Raw genomic sequence first — 15,986 nt, 5'->3', positions numbered from 1 at the left:
TCACCTGGCAGTAACCGAAAGGGGCGATGATTCGCCCCTTTTTTACGCCTGTGCATTGAGGACGGTTCGATCAAAAGCTGGATTTCGCCAGACAGCCTGTAATAATGCGCGACGTATCACACTATGCCGTGCAGGCAGCGCTGACACTCATTGAGTGACGCGATGACGTTAAGAGGAACGGGCGATGGAATATGAATTTTTACGCGATGTGACCGGACAGATTAAGGTTCGTATGTCGATGGATCATGAAGCGGTCGGCCACTGGTTCAACGAAGAGGTGAAAAACGATCCAGGATTGCTGGATGAAGTGGAAGCCGCAATCGAAGACGTCAAAGGCAGCGTGCGTCAGTGGCAGCGCATCGGCAGCGAGTACACCATCCTGCTGGATGAGGAAGAGGTGATGATTCGCGCTAATCTGCTGGCACTGGAAGATGACGGGATGGAAGAGGGGATGAACTACTACGACGAAGAGAGCCTCTCCTTCTGCGGCATTGAAGATTTTCAGCTGGTGATCGCCGCTTATCGCCAGTTTGTGAACCAGTACGGTAAACCCGTACGGTAATTTTTACGCTAATACAGGCCGGGCCACCTGAGCCGCCCGGCCCATCCATTAACTCAGCGACGCACCACCGCACATCACCAGCTGCTGACCGGTGATCGCTGCTGCCGCAGACGAAAGCAGGAAGCCAACCAGCCCGGCCACTTCCTGCGGCTGAATATAGCGCCCGATTGGCGGCAAGCGCGGCGGTGAACTGGCCCGGCCCGGCTGTTGCAGCATCGGCGTTTCGGTCGCTCCTGGCGCGACAATATTGGCCGTAATGCCGCGCGGTGCCAGCTCTGTCGCCCAGCTGCGCACCATGCCGATCATCGCCGATTTGGTGGCCACATACTGACTGCGGCCCGCCGCACCGCCTGACGTGCGACTACCCAGCAGCACGATTCGGCCGCCCGCGCTCATCCGGGGCGCAAAATGATTGGCCAGCTGTTCAGCAGCGACAACATGCAACTGCCACAGCCGTGTGCTGGCGTTCAGATCCAGCTCTCCAAGCGGCGCGGCCTGCATCATTCCCGCAGCATGGATCACCGCCTGCGGCACCGGCAGTTTGTCCAGTAAAGCCTGCAATGCCGCGCTGTCGCTGATGTCGATCTGATGGCTCTGCCAGCCCGTGTCTGCCCGGTTTATCGCCGAGCGGCTCAGGCCAATCACCTGCCAGCCCTTATCCAGCAGGCGATCCACAATCGCCTGGCCGATGCCGGAACTGGCTCCGGTCACCAGCGCCATCTTTTCAATCACGCATCACCTCCCTGCACCCAGGACTCATCGACCCGCACATACTTGATCGCCTGGCGATACCAGGTGTAAGCGATATGCAGTTCGCCGTTCACACCCTGTTTGATACTGGGGTAAGAGAACTCACGGTTTAACTTCTGCTGAGAGTTATTGGTCATGCAGTAGCCATCGCCCTCGTCCAGATTGCGCTGCAGCGGCCAGCTTTTGCCGCCATCCGTTGAGATAGCCAGCGTCATTGGCGCACGTGGCGCGCCCCAGAAGGCGGTTCGCCCGCTGTGCACTACCGGCTCGGCGGCAACCGCAACGTCACCGTCTTCTTCATCATCTTCAATTTCGTCATACAGCGACAACCGGCGCTCGCTGGCCCCTTCGGCGCTCATGGCATTGAACACCAGCGCCAGATGACCGTTGCGCAGCGTCGTGACCTGAATAGACGAGTTATTGTTGGGCAGCGACAGCGGCTCAGGCGCACTCCAGCTTTCCCCCTGATCAAACGAGCGGCTCTGGTAGATGTGGTCGGCCCAGCGGCTGCGGTAGAGCGCCAGCAGCGAGCCATCATTCAGCAGGGTGACGTTCATATGAACGCAGCCGGTGCTGTCAGGCACGCTGACGTCGCGCCAGCTCTGGCCTTTATCTTCAGAGATTTTTACCGCGCTGACGTCATAGCTGCCGACCCACTTTTCGCCGGGCTGTGTCAGGCAGTAAAACACCGGCAGTAACCAGTTGCCGTTGGGCAGCACGACAATCGGCTGACGAATAAAGGTGCCGGGCTTATCCAGCAGGGTTTTGATCTCGCCCCAGTGCTTGCCGAAATCGTGAGACTGGCGATAGCGCACGATTGCAGTGTCCTGATTGCCCGATTTCTGCGCCGTCCAGAGCAGCCACAGGACCTGATCGGGATCGAGAAACAGCACCGGGTTCTGTTCTGAGCGACCCGGATCGTCAGAAAGCTTCTGCGCGTCACTCCAGCGATCGCTGCCTTTTGACAGCCGGGAACACCAGACCGAGATATCGGCAATCCCTTCCTGCGTGCCACCAAACCAGACGCAAAGCAGATCGCCATCGGGCAGCGGCAGCAGGTTAGCCGCATGGTTTTGCGGGCAGGAGGAGGGCAGCATCGCAATCTGCTGAGCGCTATCCTGCGGGTGCGGCGCAACCAGGCCGGTGCGTTCTGCGGTGACGGTTTCCTGAGTCATATTAGGCTCCACTATTTTGTGCATTGTGTTGCGGTTGAGGCTGAGACTGGCGTGACGGGATACAGCGGTCAATCACCATAATGATGGCCGGCGTAATCAGCGCCACATACATATTGTCGATACCGAACGGATTACCCATCAGGAACCAGACGGACGTGACCACGCAGGCCCCAATCAGACCGGCGTTGGCACCGCGCGTGCTCTTAAACCAAGGCAGATAGAACGCCATGATCGCCACCACGGTGATCGACAGGCGAATCGCGCGGGTAAAGAAGGAGAGCTTCAGCACTTCCGGGAAGAACAGGACAAACAGCAGCGGGAAGAAGCCGATGGCAATGGAGATCCAGCGCGTCACTTTAAATTCGCGCTCCGGCGTCGGGTTACGCCAGGGCACGTAAAAGTCTTTTACCACCAGCGAGGCGATGGCCAGCGCAACGGTGCCTACGCTGACGAAAATCGAGGCTACCAGCGAGGTGGTGACAATGCCTGCCAGCCACGGTGACATATCCTGCAGAAACACTGGCAGCGCATAGAGGCTCTTGATATCAGGATGCGCAAACTTCGCCGCCACGCCAATCAACGCCATTGCCAGACCGATCGGCAGGCAGAAGATGAAGGCGACCCAGGTGGCGCGCTTCGCGGACTTCACATCTTTGGTGGATGAGATCGCCTGGATCACAAACTGCGTACAGAAGATCGATCCCACGGTCCCGATCAGCCAGGCAACAATGGTACTGGCCCCGACGTGACCATCCCACGTCCAGTAGAACGCCGGCATTTTCTCGATCATCGGGGATACGCCGCCGGTCATCTTCAGTGCCACATAGAGGATGATCAGGATCCCCATATACTTGATGGCGCTGTGCAGCAGCGTAACCCATGCAACGCCTTTCATGCCGCCAAACGCAAAGTAGAAGGTACTGACCACCGCCGTGATAAAGGCCGCCTGCGTCAGGTTGATCTTCAGCACGGTGGAGATCGCCGCCGCACCACTGATGTAGTTCCCGACGTTTACCAGCAGTAGCGCATAGATCATGATTAGCGAGATAATGTTTTTGGTTGAGCTGCCAAATTTCTCGGCGATGGCTCCAGAGATAGTGATCTTCCCGGTGTTATAAATGCGTTTGACCAGAATCAGGCCAAACAGCGGAAAACCTATCGCGGCACCGATGACCGACCAGGAGGCGGCGAAGCCATCCTCAAAGGCTGCCTGGGCGGTGCCGATGGTCGATTTTGCCCCGATATACTCTGACATCAGCATGATGCCGACGATAAAGGCCGGCATGGCGCGAGAGCCTTCCATAAAGTCGCCGCTGGTTTTACTGCGTAACCGCCAGGTCAGCCAGGTGGTGAACAGGATATAGGCGACCACCATGCCGACGATCAGTAAGGTGCTCTCAGTTGAAAATGCTTTCATCATGACCTCGATTGTTCTGGCAGATGGCGACCATCAGGTTCGTTCTCATCTGACCGATAGGGTACAAAGGCGATGGACGTTATTGCAGGTAGTGGTTCACAATTTGACGGATCTGCTGCTGTTCGTCGGCGCTGAACTGCACCGCATAGCGGCTTTCACCTACCTCAAAGCCCTGCAGGCTGACCGCTTTTTTCACGGCGGCCGGTGAGAAACCGATGCTGTACAGCGCAGTGCGCAGGCCGGTGACGTTCTCCTGTGCCTGATGCGAACCGGCAATGTCCCCGGCACTGAAGCGCGCCCAGATGGCGTTAATTGCCTCCGGTGCCACGTTTGCCAGTCCGGAAATGGAGGCGGAGCAGCCATCGACAAATCCCTGATGAATCAGCGAGTCAGGGCCGTTCAGCACATCAAAGCCCTCACAGTCGGCGGTGGCCTGCAGAAATCCGCTCAGACTTTCATAGCTGCCTGCGGAGTCTTTAATGCCGATGATGTTCGGGTGCGCGGCCAGCGTACGAACGGTCTCTGGCTGCAGGGTATTGCCGGTTCGCGCCGGAATGTTGTAGAGGAACAGCGGCACCGTCAGCGCGTCCGCTACGCGCTGATAGTGGTCGATCAGCTCCTGCTGTTTCAGCGGCACAAACCATGGCGTGATCGCCGAGACGGCATCCACGCCCAGGCGGGCAATCTGTTTGCCGAGCCGGATCGTTTCACGGGTCGAAATCTCGCCGATGTGCGCCACGACGGCCGCGCGACCGTTGACCTCATCGACGCAGGTGGTGGTGACGGCGATCTTCTCCTGCTCGTTCAGCACAAAGAATTCGCCGTTGGTGCCGCCACAGAAGATGCCGTTACCGGCGTTGATCTGGCGTCTGACCTGCTCACGCTGTCTCATCGGATCAAAGGCACCTTCACGGTCAAAGGTGGTGACGATGGCGGTCAGTACGCCGTTGATTTTCTTATTCATGACAATCCTCATTACGCCTGGCAGGAAGGGAACAGCGTCAGGTAGACGGCGCGCACATCGTCGGCGGTGACCGCCATCGGCACGTTTTTCATCAGGCGCTGTACGTCGAGTGCCGCTTCCACTAAATAAGGCAGGTGATCCGGGCCGATGCCCAGTGCTTCCAGGCTGGCAGGCAACTGCAACCGCGCAACCAGCGCGGTGAAGTAGTCGACCAGCGCGTGTGATTTCTCTTCATCGCTTAAACGCACGTCGGCGTCGGGCAGCAGGTCATAGGCCTGAGCGAATTTGCTCACCGCGGCCGGACGGACAAAGCGCATGCAGGGGGCCAGCAGAATGGCGTTGGCAACGCCGTGTGGCAGGTGATATTTGCCGCCAAGCGGATAGGACATCGCATGCACCAGATGCGTCCCGGCATGCGCAATCGATGCGCCGCCATAATATGAGGCCCAGAGCACCTCCAGCCGTGCCTGCAGATTCTCCGGCTCGCGCAGCGTCGTTTCGAGATGAGCGAACAGTTTCTTCATCCCAATCAGCGCATAGTTGTCGCTGACCGGGTTGGCCACGTTGGCGGTGAAGCACTCAATCAGGTGACAGAGGGCATCAATGCCGGTTGACGAGGCGATGTGCGGTGGCATGCTGGTGGTGAGTTCCGGCACCAGCGCCACCACATCGGGCAGCATCACCGGTGAAATAATGCCGACTTTGGTCTCTTTCTCCGGGATCGCCAGAATCGCATTGGGCGTCGCTTCAGAGCCGGTGCCGGCAGTGGTCGGGATGAGTATTGAACGGGTGCGGCGCTGCGGTTTTTCCCCTGCCAGCAGGGCGTCCAGCGACGGTGCGCCGTCGATGCACAGCACTGACAGCAGCTTCGCCACATCCAGCACGCTGCCACCGCCGATACCAATCACCATGTCGGCCTGGCGCTGCGAGAGCGATGCGATAATGGCTGCCACATCATGCTGGCTCGGCTCAGGCGGGACGCTGTTGACCACGCTGATACGCGGGATCTGATCCCGGAGTTGCCCCATCAGCGCCTGTACCGCCGGAATCGCTTCAATGTTCCGGTCAGTCACCACTACCGCTGTCGTTACCCCATTCAGCAGATAGCGCATGTCGTTTAACGCCTGATATCCGCTGATCACCGTGCTGTTAATGTTCATTTCATACCCTTATTTCTGTCATGTCTGAGTAAATGATTAATTTTGCTCAGCGCAATGCGAAGTCCATCACTCTCTGTGGCTAATTTTATAAGGCATATCGATTTCGATTAATTTGAACTTGCTCACATATAATCAATCATGATTGAATATAATCAAACACAGAGGCAATAGCCTGACAGGAGTGAGGATGGGCGTATCAGTATGGAAAACCCCGGTGCTGGTCATCGCCGATGACTTTACCGGTGCCAACGATGCAGGTAGCGGGCTGGCACAGGCCGGAGCCCGTGTACATGTGCTGTTCGGCACCGGAGCATCGCTGCAAGACGAAGCAGCGGATGTGCTGGTGATCAGCACCGACAGCCGGGCTGCCAGCGCCACTCAGGCCGCAGAGCATGTTACGCAGGTGGTGCAGCATTACGCGGCACAGCTTCAGCAGGGCTGGCTGTTTAAAAAGATCGACTCCACGCTGCGCGGCAATGTCGGGGCCGAAACGGTGGCGGCACTGCGCGCCAGCGGCAAAAGGCTGGCGCTGGTGGCACCGGCCTTGCCGCGTCTGAGACGCACCACACGTGAGGGCAGCGTGTGGGTCAATCAGCGGTTACTGACGGATACCGAATTTGCCAGCGATCCCAAAACCCCGATCCTCAGCGCCCGCATTCTCGATCAGATGCAGATCGACGGCACGGAGATCGATCTCGCCACGCTGCGCAGCGATCGGCTGGATGCCGTGTTAGCCGCAGCACACGGCGTCGTGGTGGTGGATGCCGAAACGGAGGCCGACCTGGCGCGACTCATAAGCGCTGCGTCGCGGCTGAGTGAGACGCCCCTGCTGGTGGGGGCGGCCGGATTAAGTGATGCGCTGGGCGCTGCGCTCTCAGTTCGCCCGTCGCGGCCCGTGCTGGCGGTGGTGGGATCGATGAGCCGCCAGGCAGAACAGCAGATCGCCGCGCTGGTTAACCAGCACGCGGTTGAGATCGTGGATGTTGATATCCGTCAGCTGTTTCAGCAGCCCGCCTGGTCCGAGCGGGAGCGCTGGCGCGAACAGGCGGCTGCTGCCCTGCGTGCCGGTCGCCATACGGTGATTCGCACCTGCCAGCATGAATCCCAGCGGCACGCGATCGAGGATCTCTGCCAGCAGCACCGCGTGACGCGCCAGCAGCTGGGCGAGGCGATCTGTCAGCTGCTGGGCGAAATGACCCTGAGTCTGTGCCGGGCACAGCTGCCGCATGCGCTCTATCTGTCAGGCGGCGACGTGGCGATTGCCGTCGCGCAGGCACTGGGGGCCAGCGGCTTTAAAATTCAGGGTCTGGTGGCGGGCTGTGTGCCGCACGGGGTCTTGCTTAACAGTGAATTTACTCTGCCGGTGATGACCAAAGCGGGTGGCTTTGGTGATGAAAATACCCTGGTAGCAGCCATTGGTTTTATTGAGGAGAAGTCGAGTGAGTAAAATTATTGCGATCACCATGGGCGATCCGGCGGGCATCAGCCCGGAAATCATCATCAAAGCGCTCTCTGAAGGTGAGCTGAATGGCATCCCTGCCGTAGTGATTGGCTGTGCCAGTACGCTGCGCCGCATTATGGCGATGAACATCACCCCACAGGCCGAGCTGCGGGTGCTGGATCGGGTAGCCGATGCGCGGTTTGCGCCCGGCATTATCAATGTGATCGATGAACCGCTGGCCGATCCCGATGCGCTGAAACCTGGCGTGGTGCAGAAAGAGGCGGGGGATCTGGCGTGGCGCTGCGTGAAGCGTGCCACCGAACTGGCACTGGCCGGTGAAGTGCATGCAATGGCTACCGCGCCGCTAAATAAAGAGGCGATGCATGCGGCGGGTCATCTCTATCCGGGTCACACTGAACTGCTGGCGCACCTTACCGACACCAAAGATTACGCCATGGTGCTCTATACCGATAAGCTTAAGGTGATTCATGTCACGACCCACATTGCGCTGCGTAAGTTCCTCGACACATTGAACCAGACCCGCATCAAAACGGTGATTGGTATGGCGGACACCTTCCTGCGTCGTGTCGGTTACAGCGCCCCGCGTATCGCCGTCGCGGGTGTCAATCCGCACGCCGGTGAGAACGGGCTGTTTGGCGATGAAGAGATAACCACCGTTGCTCCCGCGATTGAGGCGATGAAAGCGCAGGGGATTGATGTCTCCGGGCCTTGCCCGCCGGACACGGTGTTCCTGCAGTGCCAGGATGGACGCTATGACATGGTGGTGGCGATGTACCACGATCAGGGGCATATCCCGCTTAAACTGCTGGGTTTCTATGATGGCGTGAACATCACTGCAGGCCTGCCGTTTATCCGCACCTCTGCTGACCACGGCACGGCATTTGATATCGCCTGGACAGGTAAAGCGAAGTCTGACAGCATGGCGATCTCAATTAAACTCGCGATGCAGCTCGCATAGGGAAATATGAAGGGACAGAGCCGTCTTGACCAGATTATGGATTACCTGAAAAGCCATAATCTGGTGACTGTTGAGCAACTGGTCAGTGCGATTTCCGCCTCACCCGCCACGATTCGACGTGATTTAATTAAGCTGGATAAAGAGGGCGTAATCAGCCGCAGTCATGGCGGCGTCACCCTGAATCGTTTCATTCCTGCCCAGCCGACCACGCTGGAGAAAATGCAGCGGAACCTGGCCGAGAAGCAGGCTATCGCCGGGTGCGCTGCCAGCTTTGTCCGGGCGGGGGACGCGGTGGTGCTGGATGCCGGTACGACTATGCTCGAGCTGGCGCGGCAGCTCACGCATCTGCCGCTGCGGGTGATTACCGCCGACCTGCACATTGCGCTGTTTCTGTCTGAGTTTAAGCAGATCGAAGTGACGATCATTGGCGGTCGGATTGATGACTCCAGTCAGTCGTGCGTGGGCGAACATGGACGGCGGTTGCTGCGTAGCATCAATCCTGATATCGCCTTTGTCAGCTGTAACTCATGGAGCCTTGAGCGCGGCATTACCACGCCGACTGAAGAGAAAGCGGGGCTGAAACACGATCTGCTGGCCAATGCGGCGCGCCGGGTCCTGCTGGCGGACAGCAGTAAATATGGCTCCTGGTCGCTGTTCTGCGCCTCACCGGTGGATGACCTGACCGACGTGGTGACCGACAGCCGGTTAGATGAAGAGGTCTGCCGCACGCTGCGCGAGCGCGGTATTACGCTGGCGCTGACCTCTGCCTGAACCAAACGCGCCGTGCTTTTCCAACCTTATCGTAAAGCTGGGCGAGAGCAGCACCGCGCGTTTATCTTCTGCAATTGCCCCTAGCGTGCGTAGGCGTCATGCTCTTCGCGCGTCATGGCCGGCGCGTCTACCGTAACCCGTTCAAAACTCAGATTCGTTACGCCCGCTATTTTGCCAAACTCCTGCGCCTGCAGCGTGATATCGCTGAAACTCAGCCGTTCAATCGGATTTTCCGGCGTGCCTTCAATAAAAAAGGCGCGAGAAAATGTCGCAGGCTCAGTCAGGCTGCTGCGGATATGACTGATACTGATATTCTCAACCCGCGTCAGGCCAGCATCACCTGTGACGCCTGATGCCAGCTTACGCCAGTGTGGCGGCTGTTCGGTGTCGGCGGTCTGCTCGCTGTAGCTATACTGCGGGAACCAGTTCAGCTGCAGCATAAACGGATAACAGACATCTTCCATCTTCAGATGGCGGACCACGATGTTTTTGATCCAGCCGCCGCGATTACGGGCGGACTTGATGCGAAAGCCGACACCCGTGCCGGAGAAACGGTTGTGTTCGATGATGACATTTTCGATACCGCCAGAGGTTTCGCTGCCCAGGGTAATGCCCGAACCTTTCAGCAGGGTGCAGTCGCGAATAATGATATCGCGTGCGGTTCTGCCGAGCTGCTGTGCTTCCGCGCCGCGACCCGATTTCACGCAGATATTGTCGTCATTGCAGGAGACCGTACAGTTTTCAACGCGAACCAGCTGGCTGGAATCAATATCAATGCCGTCGGTGCTGGGTCCGGTGGCGTTCATCACACGCAGCCGCTGCAAATTCACCTGTTTCGAATAGCAGACGTGCAGGTTCCAGAAGCCGGAATCCTGTGAGGTAAAGTCCTCCAGCGTCACGCATTCACTCTGATAAACCACCACGTTACGTGGACGCTTGCAGTCGTAATCCACCACCCAGCGCAGGCCGCGACGGGTATAGTCCGCCAGCATCCCGCTGTTTTCGTCGTCGCCCCAGAATTTATGCCACCAGACGGCACCCTGTCCGTCGAGCGTGCCGCTGCCGCAGACGGTAACGTTGCGGCAATGATTGATGTTAAGTATCGCTGCGGGCCAGACCATATCAATCCCCGCGACGCGGGTAACGATGTCCGGATAATCCTCCAGCCGCTCGCTGCCAAGCAGTACAGCATCTTTCGCCAGCTCCAGCGTCATCTCACTTTTCAGAAACAGCGCGCCGGTCAGAAAACGGCCAGCCGGGATCAGCACCGTGTCGCCGGCTGATGCGCTATCAATCGCGCGCTGTATCGCCTGAGTGGAAAGTGAGGTGGCGTCCGGGACGGCAGCGAAATCAATAATGTTAATTCTTGCCATTTTTTTGCCTGTAGTAGATGAAGAAGTAAGCGTTCAGGGCTGAAAGTAGCACGCTCTGACAGGACAATTATTGCTGGCGATCAGGGAATACCGGCGGTTACCGTGATGAAAAGTCGCAGGGATAAGCGGGAAGAGGCGCGCAGGTTATGGGGTGTCACGCTGCGCGCCGGATCATCAGAGGGTCTTCAGGCCCACTGAGGGAATATTTCTGCCGTAGTAGATCTCACGCATCTCTTTCCACAGCAGGTCGGTGATGCGTTTGTGCTCCTGCGGGCTGAGATCTTCCGGGCGGGTGTTAAACAGGTAGTGCTTCAGGTCAAACTCTTTCAGCAACATCTTGGTGTGGAAGATGTTCTCCTGATAAACATTCACATCCACCATGTCATACATCGCTTTCATATCGTCAGACATGAAGTTCTGAATCGAATTGATTTCGTGATCGATAAAGTGCTTCATCCCTTTCACGTCACGGGTAAAACCGCGCACCCGGTAATCGACGGTAACGATGTCTGACTCGAGCTGGTGGATCAGGTAGTTCAGCGCCTTGAGCGGTGAGATCACGCCACAGGTTGAGACTTCTATGTCCGCGCGGAAGGTGCAGAGCCCGCCTTCAGGGTGGCTTTCCGGATAGGTGTGCACGCAGATATGGCTTTTATCCAGATGCGCCACCACCGAATTGGGCAGCGGGCCTGGATGCTCGGAGTTATCGATATCTTTGGGATCGATAGGCTCTTCGCTGACCAGAATCGTGACGCTGGCTCCCTGCGGTTCATAATCCTGGCGTGCAATATTAAGCACGTTAGCCCCGATAATGGAGCAGGTTTCGGTCAGGATTTCCGTCAGACGGTTGGCGTTATATTGTTCATCAATGTAGGCGATATAACCATCGCGTTCAGCTTCAGTATTCGCATAGCAGATATCGTAAATACAAAAACTCAGGCTTTTCGTCAGGTTGTTGAAGCCATGTAGTTTTAGCTTTTGCAATTTCGTTCACCCCCTTAAAAATATACTGTCAGCACGCGGCCGATAGCGCATTTAACAGATATTGCGGCAGGGCAAAGCTGCCGGTATGGATCGCTGGTGTGTAGTAACGGCAGGTCAGGCCAGCGGCCTCGAAACGCGCCTGCAGGGTGGCGGTATCGAGCTGGCGCAGCGCCGGATTATCACTCGCCCAGGCAAAGGTCATGATACCGCCGTAATAGGTCGGAATCGCCGCCTGATAAAAACTGACATCTGCAAAGTAATGGCCCAGCTTGCGATGGCTGTTTACGGCCTCATCCTGCTGCAGGAAGCAGACGCCATTTTGTGCCACGAAGATGCCATCTTCATTAAGGGCCGCTTTGCAGCCGGCATAAAATTCGGAGGTAAACAGACTCTCGCCCGGACCAATCGGATCGGTGCAGTCGGAAATAATGACATCGAACTTTTCCTGCGTCTGATTAACGAAGTTAACCCCGTCATCGATCACCAGCGTAAAGCGCGGATCGTCATAGGCGCCTGCGCTGTGGTTCGGCAGATACTGGCGACAAAAGGTCACTACACCTGCATCGATTTCCACCATGGTAATCTTTTCGATTTCCGGATGACGTGACACTTCACGCAGCATTGCGCCGTCACCGCCGCCGATGATCAGGACGCTCTTCGCCGCGCCGTGCGCCAGCAGCGGAACGTGGGTCATCATTTCATGATAGATAAATTCGTCGCGTTCGGTGGTCTGTACCACGCCGTCCAGCGCCATTACGCGCCCCATCGCGGCATTTTCGAAAATGATTAAATCCTGATGCGCAGTCTTCTCACGGTAAAGCTCTTTATCGACCGTGAAATACTGGCCAAAACCAGCATGAAGGGTTTCATACCACGTTTCATTGTGGGCCATGGTGCTCTCCTCTGATGACATCGCCATGAAGATGGGCGGCACATGATAGCTAACACTGACCGTGGTTGCACGGTCAATGTCCGACAGCAGAGGGCAGAGTAATTACCTGACGTAGGCCAGCAGGCTCAGTGAATCGCGGGCCAGTGACTTGCACTTTTTGTCGTTGGTGATGGCGATGCCGCTGAGATCGCGATAGCTGTCTTCACCCAGCGCTTTCATGTTGTAGTTGCTGTAATTGCTTAAATCCCAGCGGTTCTGCTGGGCAAAAAAGACCAGCGCTTTGCGAATCTGTGCGTCCGGTAAATCCTGATAGCCACAATCATTTTTCAGATAGACGAAAACCGCCGTGAGATCGGCCAGATCTTCCGCTTCGGATTCGCTCAGGGCAAAACTGGTGGAGGAGAAGCCAAGGAGTCCCGTCAGCAGCAGGATCTTGATGCTTTGCTTCATAGTCGTTCTCTTCAATGGATATTACTCATGACGTTAGCACAGTTATTCTCAGGTTTTCGATTAATTTGGCGCTGTGAGCCGCTGCTCCGCCTTTTTTCATCAGATTCTCACGGCTAGCACTTGACCTTCCCATAAGGTCAGGGTTTAGGCTGTGCGCTCTGATGCCACAAGGATGATCACCATGCAACGTCGACACTTCCTGAAACTCACCGCCGCACTGAGTGCAGCCGGGGCCTTACCACTCTGGAGCCGTTCGCTGATGGCAGCCACCCGTCCGCTGCTGCCGATTCCGTCACTGCTGGAACCGGATGCCAGGGGCAGCTACAGCCTTACCGCGATGCGGGGCACCACGCAGTGGAATGGCAAAGCGGTGCCGACCTGGGGCTATAACGGCAGCCTGCTGGGACCGGTGCTGAAGATGCAGAGTGGCAAACCGGTGACGGTGAACATCCATAACCGGCTCAGCGAAGCGACAACCCTGCACTGGCACGGGCTGGAAATTCCCGGCGCGGTCGATGGCGGTCCGCAGGCAGTGATAGCGGCAGGCGGCTCACGTCAGGTCTCTTTTACCCCTGACCAGCCCGCTGCAACCTGCTGGTATCATCCGCATCTGCATGGCAAAACCGGGCATCAGGTCGCACAGGGACTCGCGGGACTGATTCTGCTGGAAGATAAGGAGAGCGGCACGCTGCGTCTGCCCACGCAGTGGGGCGTGGATGATGTGCCACTGATTTTCCAGGATAAGCAGCTGACCAAAGAGGGTAGCCGCATTGATTATCAGCTCGACGTGATGCGCGCAGCCGTGGGCTGGTTTGGCGACATGATGCTGACCAACGGCGTGCAGTATCCGCAGCATGCGGTGCCGCGCGGCTGGCTGCGTCTGCGTCTGCTGAACGGCTGTAATGCCCGTTCGCTGCACGTTGCCGCCAGTGATAAACGTCCTCTCTATGTGATTGCCAGCGACGGTGGATTGCTGGCTGAGCCGGTGAAGCTCGACGCACTGCCGATCCTGCCGGGTGAGCGTTTCGAGGTGATGATCGATACCTCTGACGGTAAAGCGTTTGATCTGGTGACGCTGCCGACCGAACAGATGGGCATGACGCTGCCGCCGTTTGACCAGCCGCTGCCGCTGGTACAGATTCTGCCGCTGCGGGTGATGGCCAGCGCCACGCTGCCGGATAAGCTGGCGACGCTGCCTGCGCTTCCCGCCACCGACGGACTGACGACACGCTGGCTGCAGCTGATGATGGATCCGCAGCTGGACCAGCAGGGGATGCAGGCATTAATGCAGCGCTACGGCGAGAAAGCGATGGGCAAGGGCGGTCATCATTCGATGCCAGAGAAAACGGCTGCCGGGCCGATGCCACCGATGGAAAACATGGAAGGGATGGATCACAGCATGCACGGCAATACGCCGCCCGCCGGCTACGATTTCCGCAACGGCAATAAGATCAACGGCCAGGCCTTCGATATGACCAAACCGTCGTTTGCGGTGAAGCTGGGTGATTATGAGAAGTGGACGATTTCAGGAGAAGGCGACGCCATGCTGCATCCGTTCCATATTCACGGCACCCAGTTCCGCATTCTCTCCGAGAACGGCAAACCGCCCGCTCCGCACCGGCAGGGCTGGAAAGATATGGTGAATGTCGACGGCTGGCGCAGTGAAGTGCTGGTGCGCTTCAACTATGTCGCTGCCGCCGAACACGCTTACATGGCCCACTGCCACCTGCTGGAGCATGAAGACACCGGCATGATGCTGGGCTTTACCGTGAGCTGATTACGCCTGATCCAGCGCCAGCCTGATGTCTTCAATCAGGTCACCGGCGTTCTCAATGCCAATCGACAGCCGCACCGTGGCGTCAGTGATACCAATACGCTGACGCACCGCCTGCGGCACGCCGGAGTGGGTGGTGCTGCCAGGATGGCTGGCCAGCGACTCGGTGCCGCCCAGGCTCACCGCCTGTTTGAACAGCGACAGCGCATTGAGAAAACGGAACGCAGCGGGCTGATCGCCGACGATATCGAACGAGAAGGTCGAACCTGCGCCGCTGCACTGCTCGCGATACGTTTTCCCTTCAGCGCTCTCCGCATCCAGATAGGGCAGCCAGTGCAGTTTCGCCACTTTCGGGTGATCGCGCAGAAACGCCGCGACCGCTTCGGCATTGTGAAAGGCTTTCTCCATCCGCAGCGACAGCGTTTCCAGCGAGCGGCTGAGCATCCAGCTTGAGTGCGGATCCAGCTGCGTACCGATGGCGCTGCGCAGGGCGCGGACTTTCGCCATCAGCGCTTTACTGCCCATCGCCGCGCCTGCAATCAGGTCTGAGTGACCGCCCACATATTTGGTCAGCGAGTAGAGCGAGAGATCCGCGCCCAGCGTCAGCGGCTTCTGGAACAGCGGGCCGAGCAGCGTATTATCACAGGCGATAATCGGTCGTGAACCCTGCTGCTGGTCAATCTCATCGGCAATGCGTGCCATCAGGCGGATATTGACCAGGCTGTTGGTGGGATTTGCAGGTGTTTCAATCAGGATCACCGCTACCCGGCCCTGAGCCATCGCCTGCTGAGCGGCTTCACGCACTTTGACTTCATCATTCCCGTCGCTGAAACCAACCGCTTTAATATCCAGATTGTGCAGCGTTTTGCTGAGCAGCGTTTCGGTGCCGCCATACAGCGGCTGAGAGTGCAGGATCACCTCGCCGGGACGGGCAAACGTCAACAGGGCCGTGGAGATGGCGGCCATCCCGGAGGAGAAGAGCGAACAGCTCTCCGCCTGCTCATAAACCGCCAGCCGATCTTCAACGATTTCGCTGTTCGGATGGTTAAAGCGCGAATAGACCAGCCCGCCCGATTTGCCTTCCGGCGGCTCACGACGACCAGAGACGTAATCAAAGAAGTCCCGTCCCTCTTCGGCGCTGTTAAAAACAAAGGTTGAAGTCAGAAACACCGGCGGCTTTACCGCACCTTCAGAGAGGCGGGGATCATAGCCATAGTTCAGCATCTGGGTCTCGGGGTGCAGCGGCCTGTCGCCGATATGCGTCTTTTTGCTTGATGATGAAGTCATTGCGATC

General features: G+C 57.7%; 15 protein-coding genes. 5 read left to right on the top strand and 10 right to left on the bottom strand.

All coding sequences use genetic code 11. From position 1 onward, the window contains the following. Positions 1–184: 184 nt before the first annotated feature. A complete protein-coding gene (gene yacL / locus F3I44_RS08670) occupies positions 185–562 on the top strand; it encodes a protein YacL (RefSeq protein ID WP_013356797.1) in 378 nt (125 codons plus the stop codon). Positions 563–610: 48 nt separating this feature from the next. Here the strand turns inward: yacL and F3I44_RS08665 are convergent, their stop codons facing one another. The 5 genes from F3I44_RS08665 to F3I44_RS08645 all read right to left on the bottom strand — a co-directional run bounded on the left by F3I44_RS08665 (position 611) and on the right by F3I44_RS08645 (position 6,028). Beyond that, positions 611–1,282 (bottom strand): SDR family NAD(P)-dependent oxidoreductase, encoded by a 672-nt coding sequence (locus tag F3I44_RS08665; RefSeq protein ID WP_190285921.1) that lies wholly within the window; start codon positions 1,280–1,282, stop codon positions 611–613. Between the two features lie 8 nt (positions 1,283–1,290). Continuing rightward, positions 1,291–2,487, bottom strand: a complete 1,197-nt coding sequence (locus F3I44_RS08660; protein ID WP_150010775.1) for an exo-alpha-sialidase — start codon at positions 2,485–2,487, stop codon at positions 1,291–1,293. 1 nt (position 2,488) lies between these two features. Further along, positions 2,489–3,904, bottom strand: coding sequence for a sodium:solute symporter family protein (locus F3I44_RS08655; RefSeq protein WP_150011005.1), 1,416 nt, complete (start codon positions 3,902–3,904; stop codon positions 2,489–2,491). 79 nt (positions 3,905–3,983) lie between these two features. Next, entirely contained in the window at positions 3,984–4,868 is an 885-nt protein-coding gene (locus F3I44_RS08650; protein ID WP_150010773.1) for a dihydrodipicolinate synthase family protein, read from the bottom strand. 11 nt (positions 4,869–4,879) lie between these two features. Further along, a complete protein-coding gene (locus F3I44_RS08645; protein WP_150010771.1) occupies positions 4,880–6,028 on the bottom strand; it encodes an iron-containing alcohol dehydrogenase in 1,149 nt (382 codons plus the stop codon). A 187-nt stretch (positions 6,029–6,215) separates the two neighbouring features. Here F3I44_RS08645 and F3I44_RS08640 point away from each other — a divergent pair, with 187 nt between their 5' ends. The 3 genes from F3I44_RS08640 to F3I44_RS08630 are packed head-to-tail and all read left to right on the top strand — an operon-like array spanning position 6,216 to position 9,219. Beyond that, positions 6,216–7,475 (top strand): four-carbon acid sugar kinase family protein, encoded by a 1,260-nt coding sequence (locus tag F3I44_RS08640; protein WP_150010769.1) that lies wholly within the window; start codon positions 6,216–6,218, stop codon positions 7,473–7,475. Further along, complete coding sequence (locus tag F3I44_RS08635; RefSeq protein WP_150010767.1) at positions 7,468–8,448, top strand: D-threonate 4-phosphate dehydrogenase; 981 nt, start codon at positions 7,468–7,470, stop codon at positions 8,446–8,448. The genes F3I44_RS08640 and F3I44_RS08635 overlap by 8 nt, the downstream gene beginning before the upstream one ends. A gap of 6 nt (positions 8,449–8,454) precedes the next feature. After that, entirely contained in the window at positions 8,455–9,219 is a 765-nt protein-coding gene (locus F3I44_RS08630) for a DeoR/GlpR family DNA-binding transcription regulator (protein ID WP_150010765.1), read from the top strand. Between the two features lie 80 nt (positions 9,220–9,299). On the opposite strand, the gene F3I44_RS08625 is transcribed toward F3I44_RS08630, so the two are convergent. The 4 genes from F3I44_RS08625 to F3I44_RS08610 form a co-directional block, all read right to left on the bottom strand. Beyond that, complete coding sequence (locus tag F3I44_RS08625) at positions 9,300–10,592, bottom strand: glycoside hydrolase family 28 protein (protein ID WP_150010763.1); 1,293 nt, start codon at positions 10,590–10,592, stop codon at positions 9,300–9,302. A gap of 174 nt (positions 10,593–10,766) precedes the next feature. Further along, complete coding sequence (gene speD, locus F3I44_RS08620) at positions 10,767–11,576, bottom strand: adenosylmethionine decarboxylase (RefSeq protein ID WP_003854677.1); 810 nt, start codon at positions 11,574–11,576, stop codon at positions 10,767–10,769. 28 nt (positions 11,577–11,604) lie between these two features. Further along, positions 11,605–12,468 (bottom strand): polyamine aminopropyltransferase, encoded by an 864-nt coding sequence (gene speE / locus F3I44_RS08615; protein ID WP_150010761.1) that lies wholly within the window; start codon positions 12,466–12,468, stop codon positions 11,605–11,607. A 102-nt stretch (positions 12,469–12,570) separates the two neighbouring features. Next, the gene (locus F3I44_RS08610) at positions 12,571–12,918 is read right to left on the bottom strand and encodes a YacC family pilotin-like protein (protein WP_150010759.1); all 348 of its coding nucleotides are present in this window, start codon (positions 12,916–12,918) and stop codon (positions 12,571–12,573) included. 181 nt (positions 12,919–13,099) lie between these two features. Here F3I44_RS08610 and cueO point away from each other — a divergent pair, with 181 nt between their 5' ends. Next, positions 13,100–14,695, top strand: coding sequence for a multicopper oxidase CueO (gene cueO / locus F3I44_RS08605; RefSeq protein WP_150010757.1), 1,596 nt, complete (start codon positions 13,100–13,102; stop codon positions 14,693–14,695). On the opposite strand, the gene F3I44_RS08600 is transcribed toward cueO, so the two are convergent. Further along, positions 14,696–15,979 carry a cystathionine gamma-synthase family protein gene (locus tag F3I44_RS08600; RefSeq protein WP_150010755.1) on the bottom strand — a complete coding sequence of 428 codons (1,284 nt, stop codon included), beginning with the start codon at positions 15,977–15,979 and terminating at the stop codon, positions 14,696–14,698. It lies immediately after the preceding gene. Positions 15,980–15,986 lie beyond the last annotated feature (7 nt).

The sequence above is a fragment of the Pantoea sp. F_5 genome (genome assembly GCF_008631595.1).
Lineage (GTDB): Bacteria > Pseudomonadota > Gammaproteobacteria > Enterobacterales > Enterobacteriaceae > Pantoea > Pantoea gossypiicola.
The sequence above is the reverse complement of the archived record's forward strand: the minus strand, read 5'-3'. Positions and strand labels throughout refer to the sequence as shown.